Origin of the sequence: Microcystis sp. M179S2, from assembly GCF_020245805.1 — a bacterium.
In the GTDB taxonomy this organism is placed as follows: Bacteria; Cyanobacteriota; Cyanobacteriia; order Cyanobacteriales; family Microcystaceae; genus Microcystis; species Microcystis aeruginosa.
In genome coordinates, this window is sequence record NZ_JADBUE010000332.1 from 1 (window position 1) to 26014 (window position 26014).

Annotated in this window: 26 protein-coding genes and 1 pseudogene; 8 read left to right on the plus strand and 19 right to left on the minus strand. The window is 44.9% G+C overall.

Features of this window, described 5'->3' with window-relative positions; all coding sequences use genetic code 11:
- Positions 1 to 241: 241 nt before the first annotated feature.
- The 6 genes from IM500_RS20660 to IM500_RS20685 form a co-directional block, all read right to left on the minus strand.
- A complete protein-coding gene (locus IM500_RS20660; protein WP_190723460.1) occupies positions 242 to 1894 on the minus strand; it encodes an acetolactate synthase large subunit in 1653 nt (550 codons plus the stop codon).
- A gap of 219 nt (positions 1895 to 2113) precedes the next feature.
- The gene (locus tag IM500_RS20665) at positions 2114 to 2593 is read right to left on the minus strand and encodes a hypothetical protein (protein ID WP_041804515.1); all 480 of its coding nucleotides are present in this window, start codon (positions 2591 to 2593) and stop codon (positions 2114 to 2116) included.
- A 254-nt stretch (positions 2594 to 2847) separates the two neighbouring features.
- Positions 2848 to 3048: a twin-arginine translocation signal domain-containing protein gene (locus IM500_RS20670; RefSeq protein ID WP_190723462.1), complete on the minus strand. Its 201-nt coding sequence runs from the start codon at positions 3046 to 3048 to the stop codon at positions 2848 to 2850.
- A 228-nt stretch (positions 3049 to 3276) separates the two neighbouring features.
- A complete protein-coding gene (locus IM500_RS20675) occupies positions 3277 to 3888 on the minus strand; it encodes a PEP-CTERM sorting domain-containing protein (RefSeq protein ID WP_287739451.1) in 612 nt (203 codons plus the stop codon).
- A 319-nt stretch (positions 3889 to 4207) separates the two neighbouring features.
- A complete protein-coding gene (locus IM500_RS20680; RefSeq protein ID WP_190723466.1) occupies positions 4208 to 4882 on the minus strand; it encodes a TIGR04283 family arsenosugar biosynthesis glycosyltransferase in 675 nt (224 codons plus the stop codon).
- Positions 4869 to 5072, minus strand: a complete 204-nt coding sequence (locus IM500_RS20685; protein WP_190723468.1) for a hypothetical protein — start codon at positions 5070 to 5072, stop codon at positions 4869 to 4871. Before IM500_RS20685 ends, IM500_RS20680 begins: the two co-directional genes overlap by 14 nt.
- Before the next feature lie 41 nt (positions 5073 to 5113).
- On the opposite strand from IM500_RS20685, the gene IM500_RS20690 reads away from it, so the two are divergent.
- Positions 5114 to 5530: a CoA-binding protein gene (locus IM500_RS20690; RefSeq protein ID WP_125731644.1), complete on the plus strand. Its 417-nt coding sequence runs from the start codon at positions 5114 to 5116 to the stop codon at positions 5528 to 5530.
- Between the two features lie 47 nt (positions 5531 to 5577).
- Here IM500_RS20690 and IM500_RS20695 read toward each other — a convergent pair whose 3' ends face one another.
- Positions 5578 to 7437, minus strand: a complete 1860-nt coding sequence (locus IM500_RS20695; protein ID WP_061431204.1) for an iron uptake porin — start codon at positions 7435 to 7437, stop codon at positions 5578 to 5580.
- A 389-nt stretch (positions 7438 to 7826) separates the two neighbouring features.
- On the opposite strand from IM500_RS20695, the gene IM500_RS20700 reads away from it, so the two are divergent.
- Positions 7827 to 8213 carry a hypothetical protein gene (locus tag IM500_RS20700; RefSeq protein WP_004163047.1) on the plus strand — a complete coding sequence of 129 codons (387 nt, stop codon included), beginning with the start codon at positions 7827 to 7829 and terminating at the stop codon, positions 8211 to 8213.
- Positions 8214 to 8534: 321 nt separating this feature from the next.
- Here IM500_RS20700 and IM500_RS20705 read toward each other — a convergent pair whose 3' ends face one another.
- Positions 8535 to 9911: a cobyrinic acid a,c-diamide synthase CobB gene (locus tag IM500_RS20705; protein WP_287739452.1), complete on the minus strand. Its 1377-nt coding sequence runs from the start codon at positions 9909 to 9911 to the stop codon at positions 8535 to 8537.
- A gap of 316 nt (positions 9912 to 10227) precedes the next feature.
- Positions 10228 to 10368: a hypothetical protein gene (locus IM500_RS20710; RefSeq protein ID WP_002759867.1), complete on the minus strand. Its 141-nt coding sequence runs from the start codon at positions 10366 to 10368 to the stop codon at positions 10228 to 10230.
- Positions 10369 to 10786: 418 nt separating this feature from the next.
- Between IM500_RS20710 and pckA the strand changes: the two genes are divergently transcribed.
- Positions 10787 to 12466: a phosphoenolpyruvate carboxykinase (ATP) gene (pckA, locus tag IM500_RS20715; protein ID WP_190723474.1), complete on the plus strand. Its 1680-nt coding sequence runs from the start codon at positions 10787 to 10789 to the stop codon at positions 12464 to 12466.
- A gap of 102 nt (positions 12467 to 12568) precedes the next feature.
- On the opposite strand, the gene IM500_RS20720 is transcribed toward pckA, so the two are convergent.
- The 8 genes from IM500_RS20720 to IM500_RS20755 all read right to left on the minus strand — a co-directional run bounded on the left by IM500_RS20720 (position 12569) and on the right by IM500_RS20755 (position 20276).
- Entirely contained in the window at positions 12569 to 13786 is a 1218-nt protein-coding gene (locus IM500_RS20720) for a BaiN/RdsA family NAD(P)/FAD-dependent oxidoreductase (RefSeq protein ID WP_287739453.1), read from the minus strand.
- Between the two features lie 21 nt (positions 13787 to 13807).
- On the minus strand, positions 13808 to 14506 hold the full coding sequence (gene urtE / locus IM500_RS20725) for an urea ABC transporter ATP-binding subunit UrtE (protein ID WP_287739454.1): 699 nt from the start codon (positions 14504 to 14506) through the stop codon (positions 13808 to 13810).
- A gap of 38 nt (positions 14507 to 14544) precedes the next feature.
- Positions 14545 to 15291, minus strand: a complete 747-nt coding sequence (urtD, locus tag IM500_RS20730) for an urea ABC transporter ATP-binding protein UrtD (protein WP_052275869.1) — start codon at positions 15289 to 15291, stop codon at positions 14545 to 14547.
- A 113-nt stretch (positions 15292 to 15404) separates the two neighbouring features.
- Positions 15405 to 16559: an urea ABC transporter permease subunit UrtC gene (gene urtC / locus IM500_RS20735; RefSeq protein WP_190723480.1), complete on the minus strand. Its 1155-nt coding sequence runs from the start codon at positions 16557 to 16559 to the stop codon at positions 15405 to 15407.
- Between the two features lie 3 nt (positions 16560 to 16562).
- Entirely contained in the window at positions 16563 to 17759 is a 1197-nt protein-coding gene (locus IM500_RS20740; RefSeq protein WP_004163064.1) for an ABC transporter permease subunit, read from the minus strand.
- A gap of 94 nt (positions 17760 to 17853) precedes the next feature.
- Positions 17854 to 19170, minus strand: coding sequence for an urea ABC transporter substrate-binding protein (gene urtA / locus IM500_RS20745; protein WP_190723482.1), 1317 nt, complete (start codon positions 19168 to 19170; stop codon positions 17854 to 17856).
- Between the two features lie 340 nt (positions 19171 to 19510).
- Positions 19511 to 19786, minus strand: coding sequence for a TMEM165/GDT1 family protein (locus tag IM500_RS20750; RefSeq protein ID WP_002732425.1), 276 nt, complete (start codon positions 19784 to 19786; stop codon positions 19511 to 19513).
- Between the two features lie 157 nt (positions 19787 to 19943).
- Positions 19944 to 20276: a TMEM165/GDT1 family protein gene (locus tag IM500_RS20755; protein ID WP_190356454.1), complete on the minus strand. Its 333-nt coding sequence runs from the start codon at positions 20274 to 20276 to the stop codon at positions 19944 to 19946.
- A 213-nt stretch (positions 20277 to 20489) separates the two neighbouring features.
- Here IM500_RS20755 and IM500_RS20760 point away from each other — a divergent pair, with 213 nt between their 5' ends.
- On the plus strand, positions 20490 to 21095 hold the full coding sequence (locus tag IM500_RS20760) for a vWA domain-containing protein (protein ID WP_002733700.1): 606 nt from the start codon (positions 20490 to 20492) through the stop codon (positions 21093 to 21095).
- Between the two features lie 48 nt (positions 21096 to 21143).
- Here the strand turns inward: IM500_RS20760 and glgA are convergent, their stop codons facing one another.
- A complete protein-coding gene (glgA, locus tag IM500_RS20765; RefSeq protein WP_190723484.1) occupies positions 21144 to 22571 on the minus strand; it encodes a glycogen synthase GlgA in 1428 nt (475 codons plus the stop codon).
- A 570-nt stretch (positions 22572 to 23141) separates the two neighbouring features.
- The gene (locus IM500_RS20770) at positions 23142 to 23471 is read right to left on the minus strand and encodes an NAD(P)H-quinone oxidoreductase subunit M (RefSeq protein WP_002738864.1); all 330 of its coding nucleotides are present in this window, start codon (positions 23469 to 23471) and stop codon (positions 23142 to 23144) included.
- A gap of 283 nt (positions 23472 to 23754) precedes the next feature.
- Between IM500_RS20770 and rpsO the strand changes: the two genes are divergently transcribed.
- The 4 genes and pseudogenes from rpsO to IM500_RS20790 all read left to right on the plus strand — a co-directional run.
- Positions 23755 to 24024 (plus strand): 30S ribosomal protein S15, encoded by a 270-nt coding sequence (rpsO, locus tag IM500_RS20775; protein ID WP_002738807.1) that lies wholly within the window; start codon positions 23755 to 23757, stop codon positions 24022 to 24024.
- 24 nt (positions 24025 to 24048) lie between these two features.
- The gene (locus tag IM500_RS20780) at positions 24049 to 24513 is read left to right on the plus strand and encodes a PAM68 family protein (protein ID WP_002763019.1); all 465 of its coding nucleotides are present in this window, start codon (positions 24049 to 24051) and stop codon (positions 24511 to 24513) included.
- Positions 24514 to 24571: 58 nt separating this feature from the next.
- Positions 24572 to 25627, plus strand: coding sequence for a 3-deoxy-7-phosphoheptulonate synthase (gene aroF, locus IM500_RS20785; protein ID WP_045360366.1), 1056 nt, complete (start codon positions 24572 to 24574; stop codon positions 25625 to 25627).
- Positions 25628 to 25692: 65 nt separating this feature from the next.
- Positions 25693 to 26014 (plus strand): annotated as a pseudogene (locus tag IM500_RS20790) (Uma2 family endonuclease); the annotation flags it as partial.

Consider the following 26014-nt stretch of genomic DNA (forward strand, 5'->3'; position numbering starts at 1 on the left):
ACCTATCGGTGAAACCGGAGATTTTCTATCCGAATGCTTCGCCCCTACAGGACGCGGGCCGATGAAGACGCCAGGTTTTGAAGCACGATTCTCTCAAAATCTTGCACCTGTGGGAGCAAGAAAAGCCACAAAACCCTTACCCTGCCTACATTTCACATTTATTCAGCCAGCCCTAGTTAGGGGATTTTTTTCGAGAAGATAACGGCAAGCTACCGAGGGGGTTGCTTGCCGTTATCAACTTCTATTCCCAAATCTGACAGCTTAGATCGCCCGATTTTTGGGAAAGACGCAGATTTTCACCGTAATCGACGGGAACATCGATCACCGTGGGCACCTCTTGCCGGAAAGCATCCTCTAGTATTGGGATCAAATCCTGAGCAGATTCCACCCGATAGCCTTTTAATCCCATACTTTCGGCAAATTTAACAAAATCGGGATTACCAAACTTAATAAAAGAAGAGGTCCCAAAATAGTTTAACTGCTTCCATTCGATTAAACCGTAACCGCCATCATTAAAGATGAGAGTGACGAAGGGAGTTCCCACCCGCAAAGCTGTCTCCAATTCCTGACAATTCATCATAAAACCGCCGTCTCCCGTCACCGCCACAATGCGCTTATCGGGATAAACTAACTTAGCGGCGATCGCACCAGGGATAGCAATACCCATAGCGGCGAAACCGTTAGAAATAATGCAAGTATTGGGACAATCGGAGTGATACTGGCGCGCCATCCACATTTTATGAGCGCCCACGTCACAAATAGCGATATCTTCCGGTCCCATCACCTGACGCAGATCGTAGATCAATTTTTGTGGCTTGATCGGAAAACCCGTATCATTGGCATAAGTTTCGTAATCGGCCCGAATTTCCGTCTTTAATCCCGCGGTGACAGGAGTTGGTTTATTCTGGCGATCGGCCCGTTTGAGGATATCGATGAGAGAATCGGTGATATCACCCACCACTTCCACCACCGGGGCATAACTGCTGTCAATTTCCGCCGGAGTCATGCCGATGTGAATAATCGGTAATTTCCCGTCTGGATTCCATTTTTTCGGGGAATACTCGATTAAATCGTAACCAACAGCGATAATTAAATCACTGCGCTCGAAGGCACAACTAATCAAATCCCGTTGCTGTAATCCTACCGCCCAAAGAGCCAGAGGATGGGTATAGGGAATCACCCCCTTACCCATAAAAGTGTTAGCCACAGGGATATTCAAGGCCGTGGCGAATTCCGTTAAAGCCTCACTAGCATTAGCGCGAATTGCCCCATTTCCCGCCAAAATCAAGGGATTTTTCGCTTTAGAAATCACCGCCGCCGCCATGTTCAAAGTCCGGTAGGAAGCGTAAACTTTTTCCTGACTATCGAGGGGCAAGGGATGACCATCGGCAGCCATAGCGGCGATATTTTCGGGAAGATCAATATGAACTGCCCCCGGTTTCTCACTTTGTGCGGTTTTAAAGGCTCTCCGTACCACTTCTGGGGTGATACCCGGCCGCACGATTTGTTTATTCCATTTCGTCACCGGGGCGAACATGGCCACCAGATCCAGGTATTGATGGGATTCAATGTGCATCCGATCGGTTCCCACCTGGCCGGTGATGGCCACTAAGGGCGCCCCATCGAGGTTAGCATCGGCTACCCCTGTCATCAGGTTAGTCGCCCCCGGTCCTAAAGTGGAGAGACAAACCCCCGCTTTTCCCGTCAAGCGTCCATAGACATCGGCCATAAAAGCGGCGCCCTGTTCGTGACGGGTGGTGATAAATTTGATCGAGGAGTTTTTTAGGGCTTCCAAAACATCGAGGTTTTCTTCCCCGGGTAGCCCAAAAATATACTCGACCCCTTCATTCTCTAGACATTTAACTAGAAGTTCGGCTGTGTTTAATTCCCCCATAGTTCCCTCCTGTAGAGCTTACTTCATCAGTAAAGTCTCTAGAGATAGTTCATCCCGGCGGATTGAGGTTGTTGCGCTCAACTCGTCGGGATGATATCAGTAGACTATATGTACCAATGTAGCTGACTAAAATTTTGTTTAAGTCTATCCATATACCATTGTGACTTAGATCTTGACCCTTGGCAGATTATTTATTAGCACAATTGGGGAGAATTTTTTTTAGGCCGTTAATTCTTCGGCGGCGTGGGCCAGTTGGGCGGCGACTTTGGCTAGATAGGGACGACTTAACCACCAGATAAAGGGGGACAGCCAACCCCGCAGAGTGACAGAATAGGAAATATAACTACCACAGAGGGTTGATTCCACTTGGTAGGTCATTTTCTGTTCCATGCCGGGGATAGCGAGAACTCTGAGGCTGAGAAGTTCCCCGGGACGGACATTTTCCACGAAAACCCGGATAGGAATGGGAGTCAGACGGGTGACAGCTTGATAGATTAACCCCGGTTTAGCGATTAAACCCAAGGGAACATCAGCCTTGGCGATCAAAGGATGCCAAGAGACATCGGCCACATTGATTAATTTTTGCCAGAGGACATCGACGGGGGCGGTACTGACCACCCGATAGGTTTTGTAGAGTGAAAACTTACAGAATAGTCTGCCTTTGGCCGCTACAATCCTTAAGGAAAAATTGAGAATCACCGATTGCCTCCCGCAAAAATAATCTAGGGAATCTTCTATTGTAAAAAATAAATGGCTTTCCGGCAGTGTGCGCTTTTGATAATTTTCAATTATATGAATAGATTGATAAAGCTTGTTCTCAAGCCGCTAAAAGCCTATCAGTTCTTTGTGTGATCAGTTTAACTTACTATAGAAGCGATCAATCTTTGTGTCCTCTGTGTCTGGAGTGGTTCCTTCCACTCCCTCGCCAGCAGGACTGTATCTTAGAATACATTTTACCCACCAAACCTAAGATAGCCTGGTTCTTCGGTTTGTGTTATGCCATGGATGGGGTTACAAGGGATGAAAACCCTATATAGAGTTGGCTGAATAAATCTAATTTTTTCGATAAAAGCGGCAGGGTTAAAACCAGCAAGAGTGGCTGTGCCAAGGGTAGCACCTAAAAGATAAAGAAATTGACGGCGATCGAGAGACATATTCTCAGAGCAGATGTTCCGATGATCAATTATCCTATCGATCGGTGCCTTGGCAAAGAAAAGTTTTAATTTTTACCTGTCCGCTATAAGATGTCAAATTTTTTGAGTAATTGCCAGGGAATTTAAAAAAAATTGTTTACTCAAATTAAGAGTTAAATTTGGAAGGTTTCTAGAGCGCGTTTTTCCTCAAGTGGGGATGGAAAAAATCCCATCCCCATACTTGTCAATTTATCGTTTTTGTTTGAATTGAGAACGGATGCCCAAAAGTCCTAAACCTAATAATCCTAAAATTGCCGAAGGTTCGGGAACCGGTGTAGCACTGACATTGATGTTATCAAACTGATGAAACGGAGATGCCTGAATCCATTGAACAGATACTAAATTAGTGAAGCTAGAATTAAAGGTAAAAGTTTCTAGGGTACTAAGAATTGCATCGGTAGTAAAAGTTTGGCTAACGGTACTAGAATCGGCTTTTGTTCCTGTAAAATTGATAGTCACACTACTATTACCAACGAGGCTAGTTAGTTGAATAGAATTTAAGTCAAATAAGCCTCCGCCATTTTGGTTTAATCTGGTGATTCCATCACTCGTATCATTGAATAAGGCGGTAGAACCAGGGTAACGAAATTCCTGAGTGCCAAAAAATGCAAAGGGAAAAGGAGTAGACAGGTTACCTAGGGTAAAACCGTCTTCGGTATAGGTAAAACCGACATTATTAGCGACTGAGTTATTTTGTTCTAAGCTTTGAAAATCGATAATTACAGCTTGGGCGGCTTGCAAAGGGGTTAGGATGGCTAGAGTTGCCCCCGCTACCAATAAGCAATGCTTACCCCCCCGCATTTTTAATTATTTTTGTTAATGTTTGCGCCATGAAAACCTCTTCTTTGGTATGGTTTCCTCGATTATATAATTGTATTTTTCAAAAGACTGCTACTGCCTGCTACCAATAAGTAATGCTTACTCCCCCCGCATTTTTAATTATTTTTGTTAATGTTTGCGCCATGGAAACCTCTTCTTTGGTAGGGTTTCTTCGATTGTATAATTGTCTTTGCCTCTCTTGGATATTGGCTGAAAAATGTTCACAATGTCACATTTTGGGCGCAAGCGTTGCGCCCCTACATTACACAATGACCTCAAATACTTTTTCAGCAAGCATTTATTACCATAAACGATAAAAACTTTTCAACAAATGCGGCGGAATTTTTAGATAATAACCAATAATAACTAATTGATTAACTAAGGTAGTTTTGCCAACTCCTAATGTTTGCCAACGTCTTGCCGAGGTAATCACCGCGGCAGAAACTATGGCTATTTTACCCCTTTTTTTCAATCTTTGTATTAATTCAAAATCTTCCATAATTGGCAACTCAGGAAAACCGCCCAAATCTGCCAATATTGAGGCTTTTAAAAATATTCCTTGATCTCCGTAGGGAAGAGAAAGCCAGCGAGAACGCCAATTAACTAATTTTTCCACTAAACGCAGGGATTTTTCCTCTCCATCAATTTTTAATTCAAAGGCCCCCGCTACTATCCCAGATTGGGATAAAGTATCGATAATTTGTTCTTGAAATTCCTGGGGAAGTAAAGTATCTCCGTGCAGAAATAACAAAATATCTCCTTTGGCTATTTTGGCTCCTAAATTCATCTGAAATGCACGACCTTTTCTGGGTGAAATAATTACTTTCGCTCCCAATTGTTCGGCTATTTCTCTAGTTTTATCGGTACTTCCCCCATCGACAACAATAATTTCTACCCCCGCACCTATCTGTTTTAACGTTGCGGCAATTCTTAACTCCTCATTAAGAGTCGGAATGATAATACTAAGATAATTCATCAGGTTTTGCGCTAACTAAAGTCACAGGATTTAGGGGCGACCATCGGGTAAATTTTCCTACAGATACCGAGGGATTGACTGGGATTTTTAATAACTGTTTTTCCTGTAGAAAAGTTAAACATTGCTGCCAGTTCTTCAGAGTGGCTAAAGCTGCCGTCAAAAGTCGATGCCAAATTAGGTTACACTTCATCTTTATGGGAAACGAAACTCTGTTCTAAGATAGGTGGGACAATGCCGAATATTAAAGGAGACGATGGTGCGCTCAAAACCATCTTCAGCAATAGTAAAATTATCGCAGTGGTCGGGCATTCCGAGAAATCGAGCCGCGCCAGCTATCAGGTGGCCAAATTCCTGCAAGCGGTGGGTTATCGAGTCTATCCTGTCAATCCTATGGTCAAGCAAATTGACGGTCAAAGCTGCTATCCTTCTCTAGAGGCTATCCCCGAACCTGTGGATATTGTTAACGTTTTTCGTCATCCTGATTATCTACCCGAAATTGTCGAGTCAGCTATTGCTATTCGGGCTGCTACCCTTTGGACACAATTGAGAATTTATCACCCAGTTGCCGAAAAAAAAGCGATCGAGGCGGGTTTAAATGTGATTATGGATGCTTGTATCCAGATAGAATATCAGCGTCTATTTGCCTAAAACAAAACCCCACCATGGGTGGGGTTTCGGGTTTAATTTAGGAAATCCTAGAAGGTAAAGGTTCCGCGGAGAGTGCCAATCCACTCGTTACCAGTGCCTTTGAACTGTTCAGGTGCAGAAATCCAGATGACACCGGGGGTGATAGAAATATTGTCGGTGACTTGGTACTTGTAGAACAATTCAACGTGGTAGGGAACGATGTTAGATACTTTTAGCCCCATGTCTCGGAAGCTTAAGTGACCGATGTAGGGCTGCGCACCAGCAAACAGACCTAAGATATTTCCTTCTTTACCCAAGTCGGGGAAGGCAATACCAGCACCGTAGGTCCACACTTCCGCATCACCGAGACCGAGTAAACGCACGGTGGAGTAGGAACCGAAGGCACTCAAGCTGGCGAAACCAATATCCACTGCACCGGTTAAACCGTAGCTATTGGATACTTTGGCTCCGAAGTTGAAGAAACCGACTTCATCCTGTAGGGTGACGTCTCCAGGAGGGTTGCCGTTGACGTTGAGCAGGGTATTTAACTGAGTTTGGGAAAGGTTAGCAGCGGAAGTACCCGTTACACCGAAGGAACCACCGTTACCGAAGATGGCGGTATCGGCACCTTGGTAAGCGTTAACGTAGGTGAAGCCGACGTTGAGGAAGTTAAAGAGGTTAGCGTTAATCTGTGCTAGAGCGGCGTAATCTCCGTTAAAGAGACCATTACCCGGGTTAGGATTGGCCGCAGAACTAGAGCCACCACCACCGGCTAAGTAACCCAAGGATAGGGAGGTCGGACCGACAATGCTTTGGAGGAAGCCTAACTGTAGGCTAACACCGGCCCCAGAACCACCACCGATACGGTAGATGGGGTTTTCGGAAGCGAAGGTCGAAAGCGCACCATTACCACCGTCGAAGTCTTCAAAGAAGGGATTAGTGGTGGGAACGAAGTCATTCCAAATACCGCCCCAAGCGGCGACGTAGGTATTGAAGCGACCAAAATAACCTAAGTCAATCGGGGTATAGTAGGCCAACCAGTCGAGAACCACATTGCTACCGTTACCGGCCGCGGTCCAAGTTTGGAATAGGGAAGGGCTTTGCAGATTATCGAATCTGACGGAAGCGGGATCACCATTTTGTAGTGTGGTGGTCGATTTGTAATCAAATCCGAAGGGAGTGGCACTACCCGCCGCTAAACGAGTTTTCAGTACGTCCTGACCGGTGAAGCTCGTGTTTAACAGCAAACGAGCGCGGTATTGCATGGCGGCCTGGGAGGCGGGGCTACCAGCACCGACCGTATCGGTGACAGCGAAAATAACTTCCCCAGCTAATTTGGTGGTGGTGGAGAATTGGTTATTTTCGAGGAAAGACACCCGGCTTTCTAAGTTATCAACTCTAGCTCCCAAGGCCGCTAATTCGGCCTGGAACTCATCCATCAAGCGCTTGAGGGCATCTAAGTCTTCCTTGAGGACGTTGACACCATCTTGAATTAAACGTTCCATGACGTTTAAGCAAGCGTTTAAACCAGCCGCAAATTCCCAACGGGTTAAAGCTCGGTCGCCGCGGAAGGTGCGATCGGGATAACCAACAATACAACCATAGCGTTCAACTAAACTTCTTAAAGCCTCGAAAGCCCAAGCGGTGGGGGAAACATCCCGCAGTTGGTTAACGCTGGTGACTTGATCGATGGTGTTGCCCTGTACGGGTGCCACTTGACCTTCGTTACCGTACTGTTCGATCTGATTGAGTAATTCGCCAGTTCCTGCAGCGTTGTCCTGAACTTGAGCGATTTCTAGATTGTTAAATTCGGTAGAAACACTGGTAGATTTGGCGGGATCGAAGCTACTAGCATTAGCGGAAGCTACTAGGGTAGCCCCTAAAATCGCTGGGCTAACCAGCAATGATTTCCAGAACATTCTTAACATGATGGTTTTTTCCTCACACCTTATAGGTTGACTACACAGTTTGACGACGCATATAGCCTTTCTATTCTTTTGCCATTATACACAATTTAATTACTTAGGGAAAGATGCGATCTCATTTTTTTTCCCTTGACCAGTTGAAAAAGTGGCCACCCTGTCGCTCCTAACGGCACTTAAACAAAAACTAAAGTAGGTTAGAATCCTTACACAGAGAAAACTTAAGCTCATACAACAGGCTCGTCTAGACGAGTCGGGCAAGGTTCTGTGATTTTGATAACGGCCACTGAACTGGGTTGTTGTCAGGTTAATTGATGATTTCTCTGGTGGCACTCTTAATATGGAGTGATGTCTAATGGGCAAAACTTAACGCCGATAAAAACAGAGACAAGACCATGAAAAAAAGAAAGATAGCCAATACACTGCGTAAAGCCTTGCTAGAAGATGGCAAGATGGAACGCGCTCTCTATGAATACGAATTAGAAGAACACATAGACTACTGGTACGAAGGTCTCAAGTCCGACCGTGATCAGTTTGTCTTTGCCGTCACGGAAAACTCCGGTGATGTGGCAATGGTATTGATTACGCCGGGTAAAACTATCTATGTCAATGAGGAGGCGAGAGAGAAACTAGCTAAATTCTGGATAAAAGCTTATGAGAATAATATAAATCAACTCATTCCCATGATGGCAGAGAATTTGGCCAATGATATTATCTCGGTGACAGGCGTTAAAATGGTGTCCCCAAACCAGAAGCGACGCTGGGTTAGTTTGCGCCCGTAGAGTTAAAGTCAAGAAAGGCTCACTTAGGAAAAAATTGGTATTAGTTCTGGTTCTGGGGTTCCCAGATGACGGGAAACCCCCAAAAACTATCCGCCCTTACCAATTGCTCGGTAAGGGCGGTGTAGCGGGTCATCGGAATCGACACCAGACTGCCGGAAGGAACTCCAGCTAGTCTAAATCTTGTTTAGACGTGGGGTCTAGAGAACAGCCCCGGCGCACAGCCGGCTATTGTCGATTAGGAGACCCATGCTTTTACTACTTTCTACCATCGACATCACCTCCTGTATCCCTTAACGGATTGATTATCAAATTTATCTGTAATTAGCTTAACGCAGCTGTGCGGAAAAAATCAAGGCCGGCAGCTAAAAATTTTTTCGGCAGGCTGAGATTAGCCCCAAAATGTAGGTGAAGATAGGAAGCGTGCAGATTCTTACCTTGCCACCCTTCGGCATTGATCTCACTTTTGGGGAATGCTTGCAGTTGATAAATCGGTGCGTCGCTCACCCCGCTTAATTGGGAGCGATGGAATTCATGGCCGCGCACTGGTTGACCTGCTTTGAGCAGGATCGTCTCCTGTTTGGCGATGGCTTGCCGATAACCTAGGGTTAATTTCGGGGACATTATAGCAGATTGGGGGATTATTTGCAACATAGAATGGTTTTTTTGCTCAAAATCAACTATTTTGTCACATAAATACATTAATCCCCCACATTCGGCGTAGGTGGGCATTCCAGAGGCGATCGCTTTTCTCACCTGAGTTAAGATAGGGGTGTTAGCTGCTAATTCCGGGGCAAAGATTTCGGGAAAACCGCCACCAAAGTACAACCCTTGCAGGTTTTCGGGCAAATTTGCCCCTTGCAAGGGACTCCAAAAGATTAATTCCGCGCCTAAATTGGCTAAAATATCGAGATTATCGGGATAATAAAAGTTAAAAGCCTTATCTCTGGCAATACCGATACGGATAGGGGGAAAAAGCTTATTTGCTCCTGGGGGATTTTTCGGGTTCTCTTGGGGAGAAATAGTGAGTAAAGGCAAGAGAATGTCCCAATTAAAGCAGTTTTGGGCAATAGAAGCCAGTTGATCTTGCAGTTGCCTGATTTCTCCTAGTTCATCCCTGGGAACCAATCCTAGATGGCGATCGGGAATTGTCAGGGAATCTTGACGACGCAAAACCCCGACAATCGGCATATTGATCGATTCTAGGGCGGTTTGCAGTAATTGCAGGTGGCGATCGCTGCCAACCCGATTGAGGATAACTCCGGCTAGATGGAGATTTTTGTCTAAAGATTGATAACCGCGGACAATAGCGGCGACAGAGGTAGATAAACGACTACAATCGATAACTAACAGCAGAGGAAGCCCTAAAATACGGGCAATATGGGCGGTACTGGCATAATCGGGAAATTGAGTATCGCTTAATTGAATACCATCAAATAGCCCCATTACCCCTTCAATCAGAGCATAATCGACATTTTGACAATGTTGGGCAAAACAGTTTCTTACATAGTCTTCAGAAGTTAAAACCGGATCGAGATTGCGACAGGGGCGACCGGTAAAATGACTATGGAACATGGGATCGATATAATCGGGCCCGACTTTAAAAGATTGCACTCGATCGCCACGACTGATTAAATAGGCCAAGATTGCCAGAGTAATCGTAGTTTTACCGACTCCGCTTCTTTCTCCTGCGATGATCATTATTAGTTGTTTTTTTTCGAGATCGAGCTAGACTTAATTAACCTTTTAAGTAGTTGGACAAAAGTAAAGTTAACTGTGGGGTAAGGAGTCAGGAGTCAGGAGTCGGTCGTCAGTAAGAATTGCGGCAATTTACATTTCTTAAGATAGACAACAGAATTTATGTCCGACTACTTACACAATCAATTCTAGAGCTTGCCAACGGCTAATAGAGTTAATTTTGGCCGCTAACTTGCCCTGTGTCAATCGACTTTTTTTATTAGCGGCAAAACCGATTTAACCACGTTTAGGAGCCTTGGCATCATCTCCGGACGACCAGCTATTGTTCTGACGTTGCCCAAAACCAGAGACTTCCTACCCCACCATGAAGATAGGCTAAGACGCATTTTAACCGCCTATCCTTGAGATTGGCTAAATCTACCCAAATCCCTTTACTGTTGCCTGTTGCCTGTTGCCTCATCTCAACAAGCAATTTAAATTCGCGGGCAGCTTAACTGCTAGATTAGCTGACCAATGTTGTTTAGCTGTTAATTTTTGTAAAAAAAACATCGTCTGTATCCTATTGTACAGCTAGACTAAAAATATCTAGAAAAAGCAGTTAGATCGGCAAGAGGGAAAAGGTAAAAACCCTGACTGGGAGATGACGGGTAAATAGGCAAATAATCCTGAATTACCGCTCTAAGATTGGCTTTACCGACAGCAAAAGACCAGATTAATCAGGCAAATATCGTCAAATAAACTAATCAATATAGCTTCTTAGGTGTCTGGGAGTGAAAAAAGACAGAGAACGGAGTTTTTCTAGTTTCTATAACTGCACTAATCAGAGACCTGGAACTTAGCTCTAAACCGACAACTAAATTATCAGGAGAATTGGGGTTATGCCGACTCTACACACGCTGACCAATGATAGTATCTCTTGTCCCTTGCCCGATCGCATGGAGAATGTCAATTTCTATTACGAATTAGAAAATCAAATTCATCCCACCTACGGCCTTGAAAACCTAGGCATGAAAAATCTCGGTCGCGTTTATCGCAATCTTTCCGTACCGCAATTAGTCGAACAGGCGATCGAACATCATGAGGGCGTTTTAGCCGATAATGGGGCTTTAGTGGTGGAAACGGGTAAATATACCGGTCGTTCCCCCAAAGATAAATTCATTGTCAAAGAAGCCACTAGCGAAAAGGAAATCGACTGGAATCAGCATAACGCCCCGATTAGCGAGGAAAAATTCCAGCAGTTATACCGAAAAGTCCTCGCCTATGTGCAGGGAAAAGACCTATATATCTTCGATGGTTACGTCGGGTCCGATCCTAATTGTCGCTTTGGCGTGCGCGTTGTCACCGAAATCGCCTATCATAACCTCTTTGCCCATCAGTTATTCCTCCGGCCCAGTGCGATCGAACTAGCTGCCCATCAAACTGATTTTACCGTGATTGCCCTGCCGGGGTTACAGGGAGATCCCGAGGATGACGACCTGAACAGCGAAGCCTTTATCGTCCTCAACCTGGCAAAAAAAATCGTTCTCATCGGTGGCACTCGCTACGCTGGCGAAATCAAAAAATCCGTCTTCTCGATGATGAACTACCTGATGACCAAACAAGGGGTTTTACCGATGCACGGTGCCGCTAACATCGATAAACACGGTCATACAGCCCTCTTTTTCGGTCTCTCCGGTACGGGTAAAACCACCCTTTCCGCCGATCCTAAACGCAGCCTCATCGGTGATGATGAACACGGTTGGTCAGAAGACGGCATTTTTAACTTTGAAGGCGGTTGTTATGCTAAAACCATCCGTTTAAGTGCCGAATACGAACCCCAAATCTGGGCGGCGATTCAATTTGGCACTATTCTCGAAAACGTGATCCTTTCCCCCGATAATCGCCTTCCCGACTACGATGATGGACGTTTGACCGAAAACACCCGCGCCGCCTATCCCCTGCGTTATATCCCTAATTGTGCCGTATCTGGCATGGGAACCCACCCGAAAACTATTATCTTCTTAACTGCCGATGCTTTTGGGGTACTGCCACCAATCGCCAAATTAACCACGAACCAGGCGATGTATCATTTCCTCTCCGGCTATACTAGCAAATTAGCGGGAACGGAACGGGGAATCACAGCCCCACAGGTGACTTTTTCCAGTTGTTTCGGTCAATGTTTCTTCCCCCTCTCACCCCTCGTCTATGCCCAAATGTTAGGGGAACGTTTAGAACAACATCCCGAAACCTCCGTTTATCTGATTAATACTGGTTGGTCCGGCGGTCCCTACGGAGTCGGCGATCGCATTTCGATCAAACACACCCGGGCTATGGTTTCCGCCGCTTTAAATGGCGATTTAGAGGAAGTCGTTTTCCATCCTCATCCCATCTTTCAAGTTCTCGTCCCCGAAATTGTCCCAGGAGTTCCCAAAAAAATCCTCGACCCGCGACAAGCATGGCAAGATGGCGAATCCTACGACCTACAAGCGCGAGAATTGGCCCATCGTTTTGTGGAAAATTTCCGTCAATTTACCACTGCCTCCCAAGAAATAATTGCAGCCGGTCCAATTTGGGAATAGCAACATCAAGGAACCAGTTATCAACTATCGGTTAAGGTGAGATTTTCTCGGAGTTTGATTGCCGTCGGGTGTATTGGGGCAGCCCAATACACCGGCATACTGCTATCTATTACCCATAGCTTGTCCGGCGAGATAACCAGTGGTCCAAGCGCTTTGAAAATTAAATCCCCCCGTGACTGCATCGATATCTAATACCTCCCCGGCAAAATATAACCCCGCACAGATTTTACTTTCCATAGTTTTAAAATCCACTTCCTGAAGATTCACTCCCCCAGAGGTGACAAATTCCTCCTTAAACACCCCTTTTCCTTTGATTTGATATTCCCCTTGCTGTAATTCAATCATTAATCGATTGAGAGTATTTTTAGATAATTCGGCCCAGGGAGTTTCCGAGTTAACAGTCAAGTAACTTAATAAACTCTGCCAAAGACGCTTAGGTAACTGCTCAAAGGGACAATGATTAAAAAGTTTTCTTTTGGGATATTCACTTTTAGTTTGTAAGATAATTTCTCGCAATTTTTCAGGATGATAATCCCCCAACCAATTAATGATTAAAGGCATTCGGTAATGATGCTCGTGAAGTAACCGCGCTCCCCAAGCAGAAAGTTTTAAAATAGCCGGTCCACTGACTCCCCAATGGGTAATTAACAAGGGTCCGATTTGTTCTAATTTGCTTCCCCCAAGACGAACTCGCACTTTATCCACAGTAACCCCTAACAAATCTTTCAGACGAGGATCGGCAATTTGAAAGGTAAATAAAGAAGGGACAGGAGAGATTAGAGAATGACCTAAATCTTGAGCGGTGCGATAACCAAAAGGACTACTTCCCGTAGCAATTAAAAGCTTATCTGCCCTAATTTGCTCCTCTCTTTTTAATTCAATCAAAAAACTTTCTTCCTGTTTTTTTACCGATTTAACTGGGGAATTTAGCCTTAAATTAACCCCAGCAAAAGTCGCACTTTCCCGCAGACAATTAACAATAGTTTCAGAATTATCGGTGCTGGGAAACATTCGCCCATCGGCTTCTGTTTTTAGTTTTACCCCCCGCAATTCAAACCATTTAATAGTATCTTGGGGTTGAAACCGACTAAAAGCTCCCCGTAGTGCTTTGCCACCGTGAGGATAATAATTAACCAATTGGGAAACATCAAAACAATGATGGGTGACATTACAGCGTCCCCCTCCCGAAATCCGCACTTTCGCCAGAGGTTCTTTTGCCGCTTCTAGAATAGTAACGCCAGCTTTTGGGTTAGATTCTGCCGCTTTAATTGCGCCAAAAAATCCCGCTGCCCCGCCACCAATTACGACTATTTGAGTCATATATCAAGGAAAAAGTTAAGTTTAAACCGCCAAAAATCGCTGAATGACTTCTTGACTTAATTCGCTCGTGAAACCGGAAGCAACAATTCCCCCTTTTTGCATGGCGTAATATCGATCAGCTTGGCGGACAAAATGCAGGTGTTGTTCTACTAATAAAACGGCGATTCCTTTACTGGCAACAATACGCCGCACCGCTGCTTCAATTTCGAGAATAATTGACGGTTGAATTCCTTCCGTGGGTTCATCTAAAATTAATAATTTTGGTTCCCCCACTAAGGCGCGAGCGATGGCTAATTGCTGTTGTTGTCCACCACTTAAATCTCCTCCCATCCGCGATAACATGGTTTTTAAATCGGGAAATAAATCAAAGATTTCTTCGGGAATTGTGGCATTTTTTCTTTTTGTGGGTAAAGCTTCCAAACCGAGAATTAAATTCTCTTTTACCGTTAAACGGGGAATAATATCCCTACCCTGCGGCACATAACCCAGTCCTAATCTGGCTCTTTGATCTGAGGTTTTATTAATCAGGTTTTGTTGCTCATAATTAATTGTTCCCGCTCGCGGTTTTAAGATACCCATCAAGGTTTTTAATAGGGTAGTTTTACCCACGCCATTACGTCCGATTAAACAGACCATTTCTCCCGCATTAATGTTAAGATCAACATCTCTTAAAATATGACTTTCTCCGTAGTAAACATTGAGATCAGATATGTGTAACATTGTCAACCCTTTTTAACTAATTTTAATCGTTTGATTCTTTATTCTTCCGAGGAACCTAGATAAACTTCAATAACTTTCGGATCATTTTGAATTTGCTCCATATTCCCCTCACAGAGAACGGTTCCTTGGTGTAAAACCGTGACTTTACGGGCAATTTGCCGGACAAATTCCATATCGTGTTCAATGACAATAATTGAATGACTTTCCGCTAGATTTAATAACAAATTACCCACGTTTTCCGTTTCCTCATCGGTTAATCCTGCTACGGGTTCATCTACTAGCAGTAAATCTGGTGACTGGGCCACTAATTGACCAATTTCTAAGCGTTGTTTTTCGCCGTGGGAAAGTAAAGAAGCGGATAAATCAGCTTTAGCAGTTAACCCGATAATTTCCAATAAACCAATAACTTTTCTGCTATCTTCTAGCGGAGGACGACCGAAAAGAGTTGAGAAAACATTTTTATTACGGTTGCTAACTAAATCGAGATTTTCTCGGACAGTTAGATTTAAATATACCCTAGGAGTTTGGAATTTGCGACCAATACCTAAACGAGCGATCGCAAATTCGGGAATTTTGCGGAGATCTCGACCTTTAAATAATACCCGTCCGATGGTGGGTTGCACTTTCCCCGTAATCACATCTAAAAAAGTGGTTTTTCCCGCACCATTGGGACCGATAATCACCCGCAATTCTCCCGTATCCATACTGAAATTAAGATTATTGAGAGCTTTAAAACCCCCAAAACTAACGGTAAGATTCTCGATTTCTAAGATTTTTCCAGTCATAATTTCTAAGAGGGAATAGGGAAGTATTTTCAGTGAACAGTCAGCAGTAATCAGTGAACTGAAAACTCACATCTGATAACTGATAACTGATAACTGATAACTGATAGCTAAGATCACTTATGCTCTAATTCTTCTCTTTCCAGTTGCACTTCCGGAGCTTCCTCAATACTAGGATAGGTAATTAAAGTTTTGCGGAAACCAAAATGAGTCAGCAAACGTTTAATTCCACCGAGAAGACCATCGGGAAGCACTGTCACCACAATTAGGAATAGGGCCCCTTGGAAAAATACCCAGACTTCCGGAAATTGTTCGCTTAAAAAAGTTTGGGCTAGGCGTACTAATAAAGTACCGACAACTGCCCCCACAAGGGTAGCACGTCCCCCCACAGCCACCCAAATCACCATTTCAATGGAAAAAGCCACATCCATAGAGTTAGGGGTGATAATTCCCGTTTGCACGGTGTAAAGAGCGCCGGCAACACCGGCAATTGCCCCAGAAATGGCAAAAACTAACACCTTAAACCAAGTAGGATCATAACCAGAAAAACGAACCCGCACCTCATCATCGCGAATGGCGACTAACAAGCGCCCAAATCTGCCCGTAGTTAACCAACGACAGAGGAGATAAATAGCCAGTAAACAGACAATTGTGAGTAAATAAAAGGCCACTTGAACGGCATCGGAACCCACCAGCAAACCGAAAATTGTTTGGGTATCGGTTTTTAAGCCATTAGTGCCGTTAATTAACTTCTGTTGACCGTTAAAAAAGTTAAAAAATACCAGTAAAGCCGCTTGGGTCAAAATCGAGAAATAAACCCCTTTAATGCGATTGCGGAAGATTAAATAACCTAATAATCCTGCCACGATCGCTGGTACAATAATTAGGGCTAGAATTGTCAAAGGTAGGGAATAAAAAGGTTGCCAAATAAAAGGTAATTCTGTCACCCCGTAGAGAGTAAAAAATTCGGGCATTTGTCCGGGGGGTAACTGAAGATTTAGGTACATGGCCAAAGCGTAACCACCGAGGGCAAAAAATATGCCATGACCAAGACTTAATAAACCCGTATAACCCCAGATTAAATCTATCCCCAAAGCGACAATAGCGAAGGAAAGAAATCGCCCCAATAAACGCAAGCGGAAAGCCGACAAAGCTAAGGGCAGTAACACCGCAAAGATGACCACTAAACCAACAATAACAGCGATTTCCGTGATTAACTTTTTCTTTTCCCGTTGTCGGGATTCTTTTCTAGTGATGGTTTCGGTAATCATAATCTATAACTCAGCAGTACGTCCTTTAGGAGGAAAAATTCCCGCAGGTTTGAATTGCAAGAAAGCAATAATTAAAGCAAAAATCATCACTTTTGCCATGCTAGTGGTGGAGAAAAAGGTGAAGAAATCCGTTAGGGGTTTTAGGGCTTCTACGGAACCAAAAATCAGAGCAAAAGTTCCCGAACCAATTAAATAATTAGCCACACCGATCGCCATAGCCGCGATAATAGTTCCCAGGAGATTACCCACTCCCCCCACCACCACTACCATGAAGGTATCAACGATATAATTTTGTCCCACATTTGGACCGACGGAACCCAAGAAACTAATCGCACAACCAGCAACTCCGGCTAATCCCGAACCGAGGGCAAAAGTCAAAGCATCCACTTGATTTGTCGGAATGCCTAAACAGGCACTCATCTGGCGATTTTGGGTGACGGCACGAATGCGTAAACCCCAAGAAGATTTATTTAAAAACCAATAAGTCCCTAACAAACAAAGGCCAGTTAAAATGATAATAAATAGACGGGTGTAGGGCATTTGAAAACCGGGTAAAGGTAAACCTCCCCGTAACCAGGCAGGAGCCGTGACATCGACGTTTCTGGCACTAAACCAGGGTCGAGCGAGAACCGGATTAAAAGATAAAAGATAGCCTAATAATCCAGCGATAGCTAGGGATAAAGGCAGGGTGATACCAATAGCTAAATTGCGAATTCTCTCCCAATCTAGGCGACGACTTAACAGCGTCATCGCCCCAAAAAATAACAGACAGAAAACTATTAAACTAATTACTAATAAGCCGTTGACACTTCTGACAAATTGCTGCAGAATTAAGCTGACTCCCCAAGTGGCCAGCAGCGTTTCTAGGGGTCTGCCGTAGAGGAACCTAATCACCCCCCTTTCTAATAATAATCCCGCCAATCCCGACACTAAAAAAGCGATCGGTAGGGCGAATAAAACATAAGTATCAAAGAGAGAAATACGGAAAGCTTGAAAGACATTTAAAATATAAATATCTTCAAAACCTTTAAAGATATTCTGCACCACAAAAGTAGTATAAGCCCCTAACATCATTAACTCACCGTGAGCTAGATTAATTACCCCCATCAGTCCGAAAACAATCGCTAGTCCTAAAGCCGCCAGCAATAGCACAGAACCGATGCTAATACCATTAAACAATCCTTCCAATAATGCTGACACTTTTCGTTATTCCTGTGCATTTTTAAGCTTTAAAAAGTGGGGTGAGCAGTAATGCTCACCGCACTCTCGTTATTGTCTGAAAAAACTCCTAAAACTAGGATTTTTCCATTTTGAACTTACCGCCCTTAGCCGGATCCGTCCAGTCACAGGCAAAGCCCTTAGTTTCGGGGACAAATTGGTTCCAAGGTTGCGGATCCACTACCCCCGGAGTTGACCAAACAATGTCAAATAGACCATCATCTCTCACCTGACCAACGCGGACGGTTTTGGAGATATGATGATTGGGGAACATTTCTACCGGTCCTTCGGGAGCATCGAATTTTTGTCCCACGGCCGCGGCGCGAACTTTGTCGAGATCATCGGCGGTTCCCGCTTGTTCCACCGCTTGCTTCCAGAGATAGACCATGATGTAGGCCGCCTCCATGGGGTCGTTAGTGACGCGCTCGGGACCGTATTTGGCTCGAAAAGCCTCAACAAATTTTTTGTTAGCGGGGGTATCTACGGTTTGGAAATAGTTCCAACAAGCGTACTGACCGAGGAGATATTCCTTACCGATTTGTTTAACTTCTTCCTCGGCAACACTCACCGACATGACCGGATATTTATCGGGAGTTAAACCGGCCGCTTGCAGTTGTTTAAAGAAAGCCACGTTACTGTCACCGTTGAGGGTGTTGAAAATAACGCCGCCATCGGGTAAAGCTTGCTTAATTTTGGTGATAATCGGGGTAACTTCCGTGTTACCTAGGGGTAGATAGTCTTCGCCCACGGTTTCGCCGCCTTTCGCCTTTAACTGCTCTTTAATAATCGTGTTGGCAGTGCGGGGAAAAACGTAGTCGGAACCGACGAGGAAGAATTTTTTCCCTTTATTTTCCAGCAACCAAGTGACTGCCGGCTCGATCTGTTGGTTGGGGGCAGCACCGGTGTAAAAGATATTCCTAGAACACTCTTGACCCTCGTACTGGACGGGATACCAGAGCATATGGTTTTTGGCTTCAAACACGGGTAAAACTGCCTGACGACTGGCGGAAGTCCAACAACCGAAGACAGTCACAACTTTGTCCTGATCGATCAGTTTGGTGGCTTTTTCGGTAAAAGTTGGCCAATCGGAAGCGCCATCTTCCACCACTGCCTCGATCTGTTTACCAAGAACACCACCGGCGGCATTGATTTCCTCGATCGCCAGTTTTTCCGCATCAACTACGCTGGTTTCACTGATGGCCATGGTGCCACTGAGGGAGTGCAGAATACCCACCTTAATTGTCTCTCCAGAGGCTGGGGCGGGACTAGCAGCCGGGCTAGGACTAGCCGTGGGGGTTTGGCTTTGATTGCCACCACAAGCTTTTAACAGAATACTGGTTCCCAAAGCGGCAGAACCGTACAGGAGAAATTTACGTCGTCCTAAATTTGACATGATGATCTTGAACTAACCTCGCTGACAATATTAGCTACTTCACACGGATGTTTTTGCTGAGGAGATTTTCGGGAATCTTTCTACGAATATCTGTGTGATATTACGGCTAGGTTAGCAGATTTTTTGTGATTTTCGCTACTTTTTGGATATTTTTTGTAATTTTTGCTACTTTTTTAGAAAAAATTAATGATTTTTCTGGAATTTACCTAAGTTTTTTAGCTATCAGGAGTCGGTCGCCGGTCGGGGAAGTCATAATAACACAATAGCCTCGCGTGCCTGGAAAAAGTGCCAAAACCGTTTTCTAGTAAGGCTTCCAGTAATATTCAGCCCAACCCAATTATCAATCCGAATCTGGCCAAAGCAGCCGGACAGCAAGCAGCGCAAAACCAATGGCCGCTATCGCTTTTAATATCTTAGCGGGGAATAACTGCGCCATACTGCCGCCCGCAAGGACTCCTAAGAAACTGGTGCAGATTAAGGCGGTAATTGAGCCAAAAAAGACAGCTTTAGGTGATTTGGAACTGCCACCGAGAGCGATCGCTACTAATTGACTTTTATCGCCGATTTCTGCCAAAAAAACCGTGATAAATGTCAGTCCGAATAATTGCCAATTCATAAATTCTAGGGAGATGGGTGATGGGGAGGTGGGGAAGTGGGGAAGTGGGGAAGTGGGGTGATGGGGAAGCTGTTTCATCACCCTATCACCCCAAAACCCTATCACCCTATCTCCTGTCTCGGAGTCTCCTGACGACCGACTCCTGAATACTGATTGCTTAGAGAATATCGCCGATCAGTAAACCAGTGATCAAAAGGAGAAGGATAGCGACACCGATATCTAAAGTTTTGGGGGAAAGACGACGAGCAATCCAATAACCGATCAGGACACCGAGGAGACTGGTAGCGATTAAAGCGCTGGCTGCCCCGGCAAAAACCACCCAGGGGGATTGGGATTCGGCGCTGATGAGAAGGGTGGCTAATTGGGTTTTATCGCCGATTTCAGCCAAAAATATGGTTAGGAAGGTGGAACTAAACACCGTCCAAAAACTCCAAGAAGGTGGATTATCTGGCTTTTTCTCGGTTAAGGCGATCGATTTGCTATCACTCATCGGCTAATTTAACAATATCGGGTTAAGCAATAATTTTCATACTTTTTTCATTTTAGCCCGACCGGTTTTCTGGCGATAGTTTCTGCTGTTGGGGGCGCTGTCTCCTCCCCCCAATAGTTAAAAAACCCTAGTCGATCGAGGTAGAGTTTCCATCCTAGAGTTTAATAATTATTAGACTAGGACGAGCGCAAATTGCTTGGAGGTATAGCCCCTATGGTAGAAAACAGAGATTATACTCTGATTATTGACAAAAGTGGCAGTATGTCCACTGCTGATAAACCCAGCGAGAAAACCCGTTGGCAAATTGCCCAAGAATCCACCCTCGCCTTGGCTAGAAAGTGCGAGGAATTCGATCCCGACGGCATCACTATCTATCTTTTTTCCGGACGTTTCCGACGCTATGATAATGTTACTTCCGATAAGGTGACACAAATTTATCAAGAAAATGAACCTATGGGGAGGACAGACCTAGCCGCTGTTCTTCAAGATGCCCTCAATAATTATTTTCAGCGCAAAACTGCTGGCAAAACTAAACCCAACGGAGAAACTATTCTGGTGATTACCGACGGAGAACCAGATGATCGCAAAGCGGTGATGCGTCAAATTATCGAAGCTTCTCGAAAACTCGATAGGGATGAAGAATTAGCCATTTCTCTGATTCAAGTAGGCCATGATCGACAAGCAACCGAATTTCTTAAAGCTTTAGACGATCAGCTAGAATCGGCGGGGGCCAAATTCGATATCGTTGACACAATTACTATCGATGATATGGAAGATATGACCCTAGCGGAAGTTCTTCTCAATGCCGTTACCGATTAATTTCTAGCCAGTAGGGGTGATATATCTTCACCCCTAATCAAGGAGGATTTAACTGCTAGTCAGGGCGACAAATTTATCTTTTTCTTCATCGGATAATTGATCCGATTGTCCGGTGATTTGTTTGTAGATTTTGAGATATTCCAAAGCGGATTTATACCAACTAAAATCTTGAGTCATTGCCCGTTGCTGTAGTTTTTGCCAATCCTGTTTATAACGGAAACTTTCCCAAGTCCGGATCATACAGGTAAACAGGTCTAAAGGTTCATAGCGATCGAAACTAAATCCTGTTCCTTTTTCCTGAATTGGGTCGTGGAAAGATACCGTATCGACTAAACCACCGGTGCGGCGTACCATGGGGATGCAACCGTAACGCATGGCCATTAATTGGGAAATGCCGCAGGGTTCAAAACGGGAAGGCATTAACAAAGCATCGGCCCCCCCATAGATGCGACGGGAAAGGGCATCACTATAGAGAAGATGCAGGGACATTCGCCCCCGGAAACGGGAAGTCATCTCCCATAGTTGGGTTTCATAATAGCGATCACCTGTACCCAAAATAATCAATTGTGCATCAGTATAGGTGAGAAAGCGATCTAAAATTTGCATCACTAGATCAATACCTTTTTGTTCCACCAAACGCGTCACCATCGCCATGACAAAGGCACTTTTACTGACCTGTAGCCCCACTTCTTCTTGCAGGGCAATTTTATTAGCCAGACGTTTTTCGATGGTTTCTGGGGTAAAATTCTGCTTAAGATAAACATCTTTAGCCGGGTTATACACCTCCGTATCGATGCCGTTGACAATCCCCACCAGATTGCCGGAAATATAGGACAATAATCCCTCTAAATTTTCGCCATAAATGGGGGTCTGTATTTGACGGGCATAGGTGGGAGAAACGGTGGTGATGCGATTAGCAAATTGAACCGCCGCAGCCATGGTATTATCGCCCTGCATATACCAAGGACACCAAGTCATTTTTTCTAATGCCTCCCGCCAAGGACCCTGGTAGGCGAGATTATGGATAGTAAAAACGGTGCTAATATCGGGGTCTTGGTGCATCCAGACGGGAATCATGCCCGTATGCCAATCATGACAGTGAATAACTTGCGGTTTCCAGTAATTCCAAGCGAATTCCGCCGCACCATTGGCAAATAGGGTAAATCTCCAGGCCTCATCTTCGCCTCCGTAGATATTGCGTCCAGAGAAAGCTAGATGACCAAAGAGGTAGAGAGGAATATCCGTATCGGGTAAAACCGTCTCATAGACTAAAAAATCCTGAAACATGGCGAATCCTGACCAAATGGGTTCGGAAGGGATGTCCATTTTTTCCTGGAGAAAACCGTAGTAGGGCAGAAAAATCCGCACGTCATGACCTAGCTGACGCAAGACTTTCGGTAATGCCCCAATTACGTCCCCCATTCCCCCAACTTTGGCAATTGGGGCGGCCTCGGCACCCACAAATAGAATTCGCATACTCTTCCCGCTTTACTTCACGACGACAAGAAATTTTAACAGATAAAACCACCCTAGCAGGATTTGCAAGCAGGTTATTATCGGATTAGCCTAGATTTTGCTTTCACCAACCAGAGAGCCAACGAGGGGCATAATTAGCTGTTTTGGACATTATTAAGTTTTGTCGCCTTTTTATTAAGTTTTAGCTGCTCGGCACCGGCACTGTCTGCTATTGTCGATTTAACCGACATTCCGCCTATCTTCATATACTTTTATATATCTTTACATTCCCCAAACTGTTTTGACGAAAAACCTTCACTGTAGAAACTACTATTGAGAACATTTTCAATAATTGGTTTTTTCTAAGAAAAAAAATTACAATTCTTCACTTGGATAAAAATCAATCATTGTCGCTATAGTCCTTACTGGTAAAGGATTGTAGGCTGTTAAGAAGTGCGGAAAGTGGGACTTAAGGTACATTTCAATCAATCCGATTATTAGGGATGAGTGACGGGCAATTGTTCGCTTCATTGCCGCGAGGCCAATTCCCCACCCCCCTAGGTATCCGGGTGGGGACTGACGCGGAATCGTTCACCCTAATTTCGGTAAACCCATACTGTAGTTCTGCACTCTGGCGTTGAGATTATAGCTAATTTCCCCTTTTTGCAGGAGAGAACGGATAAAATGTTCTAGATCTGAACCGATGCGACGGAGATTATATTCGCTCAGTTCTTCCCCATTGTAGGACTCTACCAATTCATCAAACTTACTATAAACCTTATTGAGAGCCACTTCTTCCCAATTAAATTCATTATCGGGATCCACATCAAGAGTCAAGACATTGTTACTCTCGATTAATTGATTATTTTTTACTTCAGCCGTATAAATGCGAATATGACGGGTCGTGGATTTTAACAGCATGGAATCTTCAGGGTAAGTTAGACGCTATGTCTAAGATTTTGCCATGATTTGCGGAAATGGGGAATTGGGAAGTGGGGTGTGGGGTGTGGGGTGTGGGAATTATGGATTATGAAGTGGGGTAGATAGGGAAGTGGGGAAGTGGGGGGGTGGGGAAGCTGTCTCATCACCCTATCACCCTATCACCCTATCTCCCTATCACCTGCCTCCCGAACAATGTTTACGGATCGACCAGAAACGTGATACTATGATAGATTGCAGTGTTTAAGCAGAGATCACGAGTCCTATGGCCTTAACCCAGACCAAAAAACAAGAACTAATCAGCCAATATCAGGCCCACGAAACCGATACAGGATCATCGGAGTTACAGGTAGCTTTCTTAACCGAGAGAATCAACCAACTGACCGAACACCTGAAAGCTAACCCGAAAGACCATGCTTCCCGTCGGGGATTACTCCAGATGATCGGTCGTCGTCGGGGACTGTTAACCTATATCCAGAAGAAAGATCAACAACGTTATCAAACCCTGATTGGTCGTCTCGGAATTCGCCGTTAAGCATACCCCCTTTGCATCCCTACCATGGCCTCTGAATCGAAATCGACGGAGAAAAAAGAACGTCTCCCCTTTGAGCCGCGCCAAAATAAGCGAAAAACCCCGAAAATTGCCCCTAGTCCCGTGCCACCGCCCCTAAAAAATCGCTCCGAGGAAACCAGCTTAAAGGCGATTCCGCAAGTGGTCAGTCAACGGATGGCCAAACGGATGGCGGTATTTTGTGGCCTGCCGACGGCACTGGGGATAGCTTCCTTTTTTGGCTTCTACTGGATTATTAGCCACGATCTTCTCGAAATCCCTTCCTACGTCGCCATGCTCGTCAGTTTAAGCCTATTTGGTCTAGGTTTCATCGGTCTGAGTTATGGCATCTTCTCCGCTTCTTGGGATGAGGATCGGGTGGGGGATTGGCTAGGATGGCAAGAATTTCAAGCTAATTTTGGCAGAACGATCGCCGCATGGCGGTCCGGCAAAAAAGAAGTGGAAGAAAAATAGATAACCTCTAGAAATCGTCAACAATAGAGATTAAAGAAAAAAATAAAAGGTTAATGCCATGATTATTGTCATGAAAGTTGGTTCCCCGGAAATTGAAATCGAGCGCGTCAGTGCCGAATTCGAGGCATGGGGATTAAGTCCCGAAAAAATCGTCGGTAAGCATAAAGTTGTCATCGGTTTAGTCGGAGAAACCCGGGAATTAGACCCCCTACAAATCCAAGAATTAAGCCCTTGGATCGAAACCGTCCTGCGAGTCGAACAACCCTTCAAACGCGCCTCTTTAGAATACCGTCACGGCGAATACAGCGAGGTTTTAGTCCCCACTCCTAACGGTGTTATCCCCATCGGCAGAAATCATACCGTTAGCATTGTCGCCGGCCCCTGTTCGGTGGAAAATGAAGCGATGATCGTGGAAACTGCCAAACGAGTGGCGGCAGCCGGAGCGCAATTCCTCCGCGGTGGTGCCTACAAACCCCGCACTTCTCCCTATGCTTTCCAAGGTCACGGGGAAAGCGCTTTGGAATTACTAGCGGCGGCTAGAGATGCCAGTGGTTTGGGTATTATCACGGAAGTAATGGACGCAGCGGATCTCGATAAGATTGTCGAAATAGCCGACGTGGTGCAAGTGGGGGCGCGCAATATGCAGAATTTTTCCCTCCTGAAAAAAGTTGGGGCGCAACCGAAACCGGTCCTACTCAAGCGCGGCATGGCGGCCACTATTGAAGATTGGTTGATGGCGGCAGAATATATCCTCGCCGCAGGAAATAGCAATGTCATTCTCTGCGAACGCGGTATCCGCACCTTTGACAGTAAATATACTCGCAATACCCTAGATTTATCCTGTATTCCCGTTTTAAGAACTTTAACTCACCTGCCGATCATGATCGATCCTAGCCACGGTACGGGTAAATGGGAATATGTCCCGACCATGGCCATGGCTTCCCTGGCAGCCGGGGCCGATTCCTTGATGATCGAGGTACATCCTAACCCGGCGAAGGCCCTATCTGATGGGCCGCAATCCTTGACCCCCGACCGATTCGATCGATTAACTCAGGAGTTAGCGGTCATTGGTAAGGCGATCGGGCGTTGGCCCCAGGTTCCGGCACTGGTTTGATAAGATGATCAGGGGGTGAGTCAACCCCCTTTTTTTGGGCATAAATTTCGCTTTTCGGGGCAGTTATGGTGACAGTTCCTCTGGAGTTAAATACTAGCGAAATCCGGGCAGAAAGACGGGTTACTTTTTATCATCTCAATTGGCTATCCTATCAGCAAATTTTACAGGCACTAGGGGAAAATAATCGCGCCCATTTATTTTATGATCGTGGCACTTTAGAAATTACTATGCCCCTAGAAGAACACGAGTTTTATCGAGAATTAATCGGATTGTTTATTCGGATTTTGGTGGTAGAATTGGGTTTAAAAATTAAAAGTATGGGTTCCACAACTCTAGCTAGGGAAGATTTAGAACGAGGAGCAGAACCCGATAATGCTTACTATATTC

Bases quoted from the DNA above. Each gene is read 5' to 3' on its own strand.
- IM500_RS20660 (WP_190723460.1), bottom strand. From the start codon at position 1,894: ATGGGGGAATTAAACACAGCCGAACTTCTAGTTAAATGTCTAGAGAAT.
- IM500_RS20670 (WP_190723462.1), bottom strand. From the start codon at position 3,048: ATGTCTCTCGATCGCCGTCAATTTCTTTATCTTTTAGGTGCTACCCTT.
- IM500_RS20675 (WP_287739451.1), bottom strand. From the start codon at position 3,888: ATGCGGGGGGGTAAGCATTGCTTATTGGTAGCGGGGGCAACTCTAGCC.
- IM500_RS20680 (WP_190723466.1), bottom strand. From the start codon at position 4,882: ATGAATTATCTTAGTATTATCATTCCGACTCTTAATGAGGAGTTAAGA.
- IM500_RS20685 (WP_190723468.1), bottom strand. From the start codon at position 5,072: ATGAAGTGTAACCTAATTTGGCATCGACTTTTGACGGCAGCTTTAGCC.
- IM500_RS20690 (WP_125731644.1), top strand. From the start codon at position 5,114: ATGCCGAATATTAAAGGAGACGATGGTGCGCTCAAAACCATCTTCAGC.
- IM500_RS20695 (WP_061431204.1), bottom strand. From the start codon at position 7,437: ATGTTAAGAATGTTCTGGAAATCATTGCTGGTTAGCCCAGCGATTTTA.
- IM500_RS20700 (WP_004163047.1), top strand. From the start codon at position 7,827: ATGAAAAAAAGAAAGATAGCCAATACACTGCGTAAAGCCTTGCTAGAA.
- IM500_RS20705 (WP_287739452.1), bottom strand. From the start codon at position 9,911: ATGATCATCGCAGGAGAAAGAAGCGGAGTCGGTAAAACTACGATTACT.
- IM500_RS20710 (WP_002759867.1), bottom strand. From the start codon at position 10,368: ATGAGGCAACAGGCAACAGGCAACAGTAAAGGGATTTGGGTAGATTTA.
- pckA (WP_190723474.1), top strand. From the start codon at position 10,787: ATGCCGACTCTACACACGCTGACCAATGATAGTATCTCTTGTCCCTTG.
- IM500_RS20720 (WP_287739453.1), bottom strand. From the start codon at position 13,786: ATGACTCAAATAGTCGTAATTGGTGGCGGGGCAGCGGGATTTTTTGGC.
- urtE (WP_287739454.1), bottom strand. From the start codon at position 14,506: ATGTTACACATATCTGATCTCAATGTTTACTACGGAGAAAGTCATATT.
- urtD (WP_052275869.1), bottom strand. From the start codon at position 15,291: ATGACTGGAAAAATCTTAGAAATCGAGAATCTTACCGTTAGTTTTGGG.
- urtC (WP_190723480.1), bottom strand. From the start codon at position 16,559: ATGATTACCGAAACCATCACTAGAAAAGAATCCCGACAACGGGAAAAG.
- urtA (WP_190723482.1), bottom strand. From the start codon at position 19,170: ATGTCAAATTTAGGACGACGTAAATTTCTCCTGTACGGTTCTGCCGCT.
- IM500_RS20750 (WP_002732425.1), bottom strand. From the start codon at position 19,786: ATGAATTGGCAATTATTCGGACTGACATTTATCACGGTTTTTTTGGCA.
- IM500_RS20755 (WP_190356454.1), bottom strand. From the start codon at position 20,276: ATGAGTGATAGCAAATCGATCGCCTTAACCGAGAAAAAGCCAGATAAT.
- IM500_RS20760 (WP_002733700.1), top strand. From the start codon at position 20,490: ATGGTAGAAAACAGAGATTATACTCTGATTATTGACAAAAGTGGCAGT.
- glgA (WP_190723484.1), bottom strand. From the start codon at position 22,571: ATGCGAATTCTATTTGTGGGTGCCGAGGCCGCCCCAATTGCCAAAGTT.
- IM500_RS20770 (WP_002738864.1), bottom strand. From the start codon at position 23,471: ATGCTGTTAAAATCCACGACCCGTCATATTCGCATTTATACGGCTGAA.
- rpsO (WP_002738807.1), top strand. From the start codon at position 23,755: ATGGCCTTAACCCAGACCAAAAAACAAGAACTAATCAGCCAATATCAG.
- IM500_RS20780 (WP_002763019.1), top strand. From the start codon at position 24,049: ATGGCCTCTGAATCGAAATCGACGGAGAAAAAAGAACGTCTCCCCTTT.
- aroF (WP_045360366.1), top strand. From the start codon at position 24,572: ATGATTATTGTCATGAAAGTTGGTTCCCCGGAAATTGAAATCGAGCGC.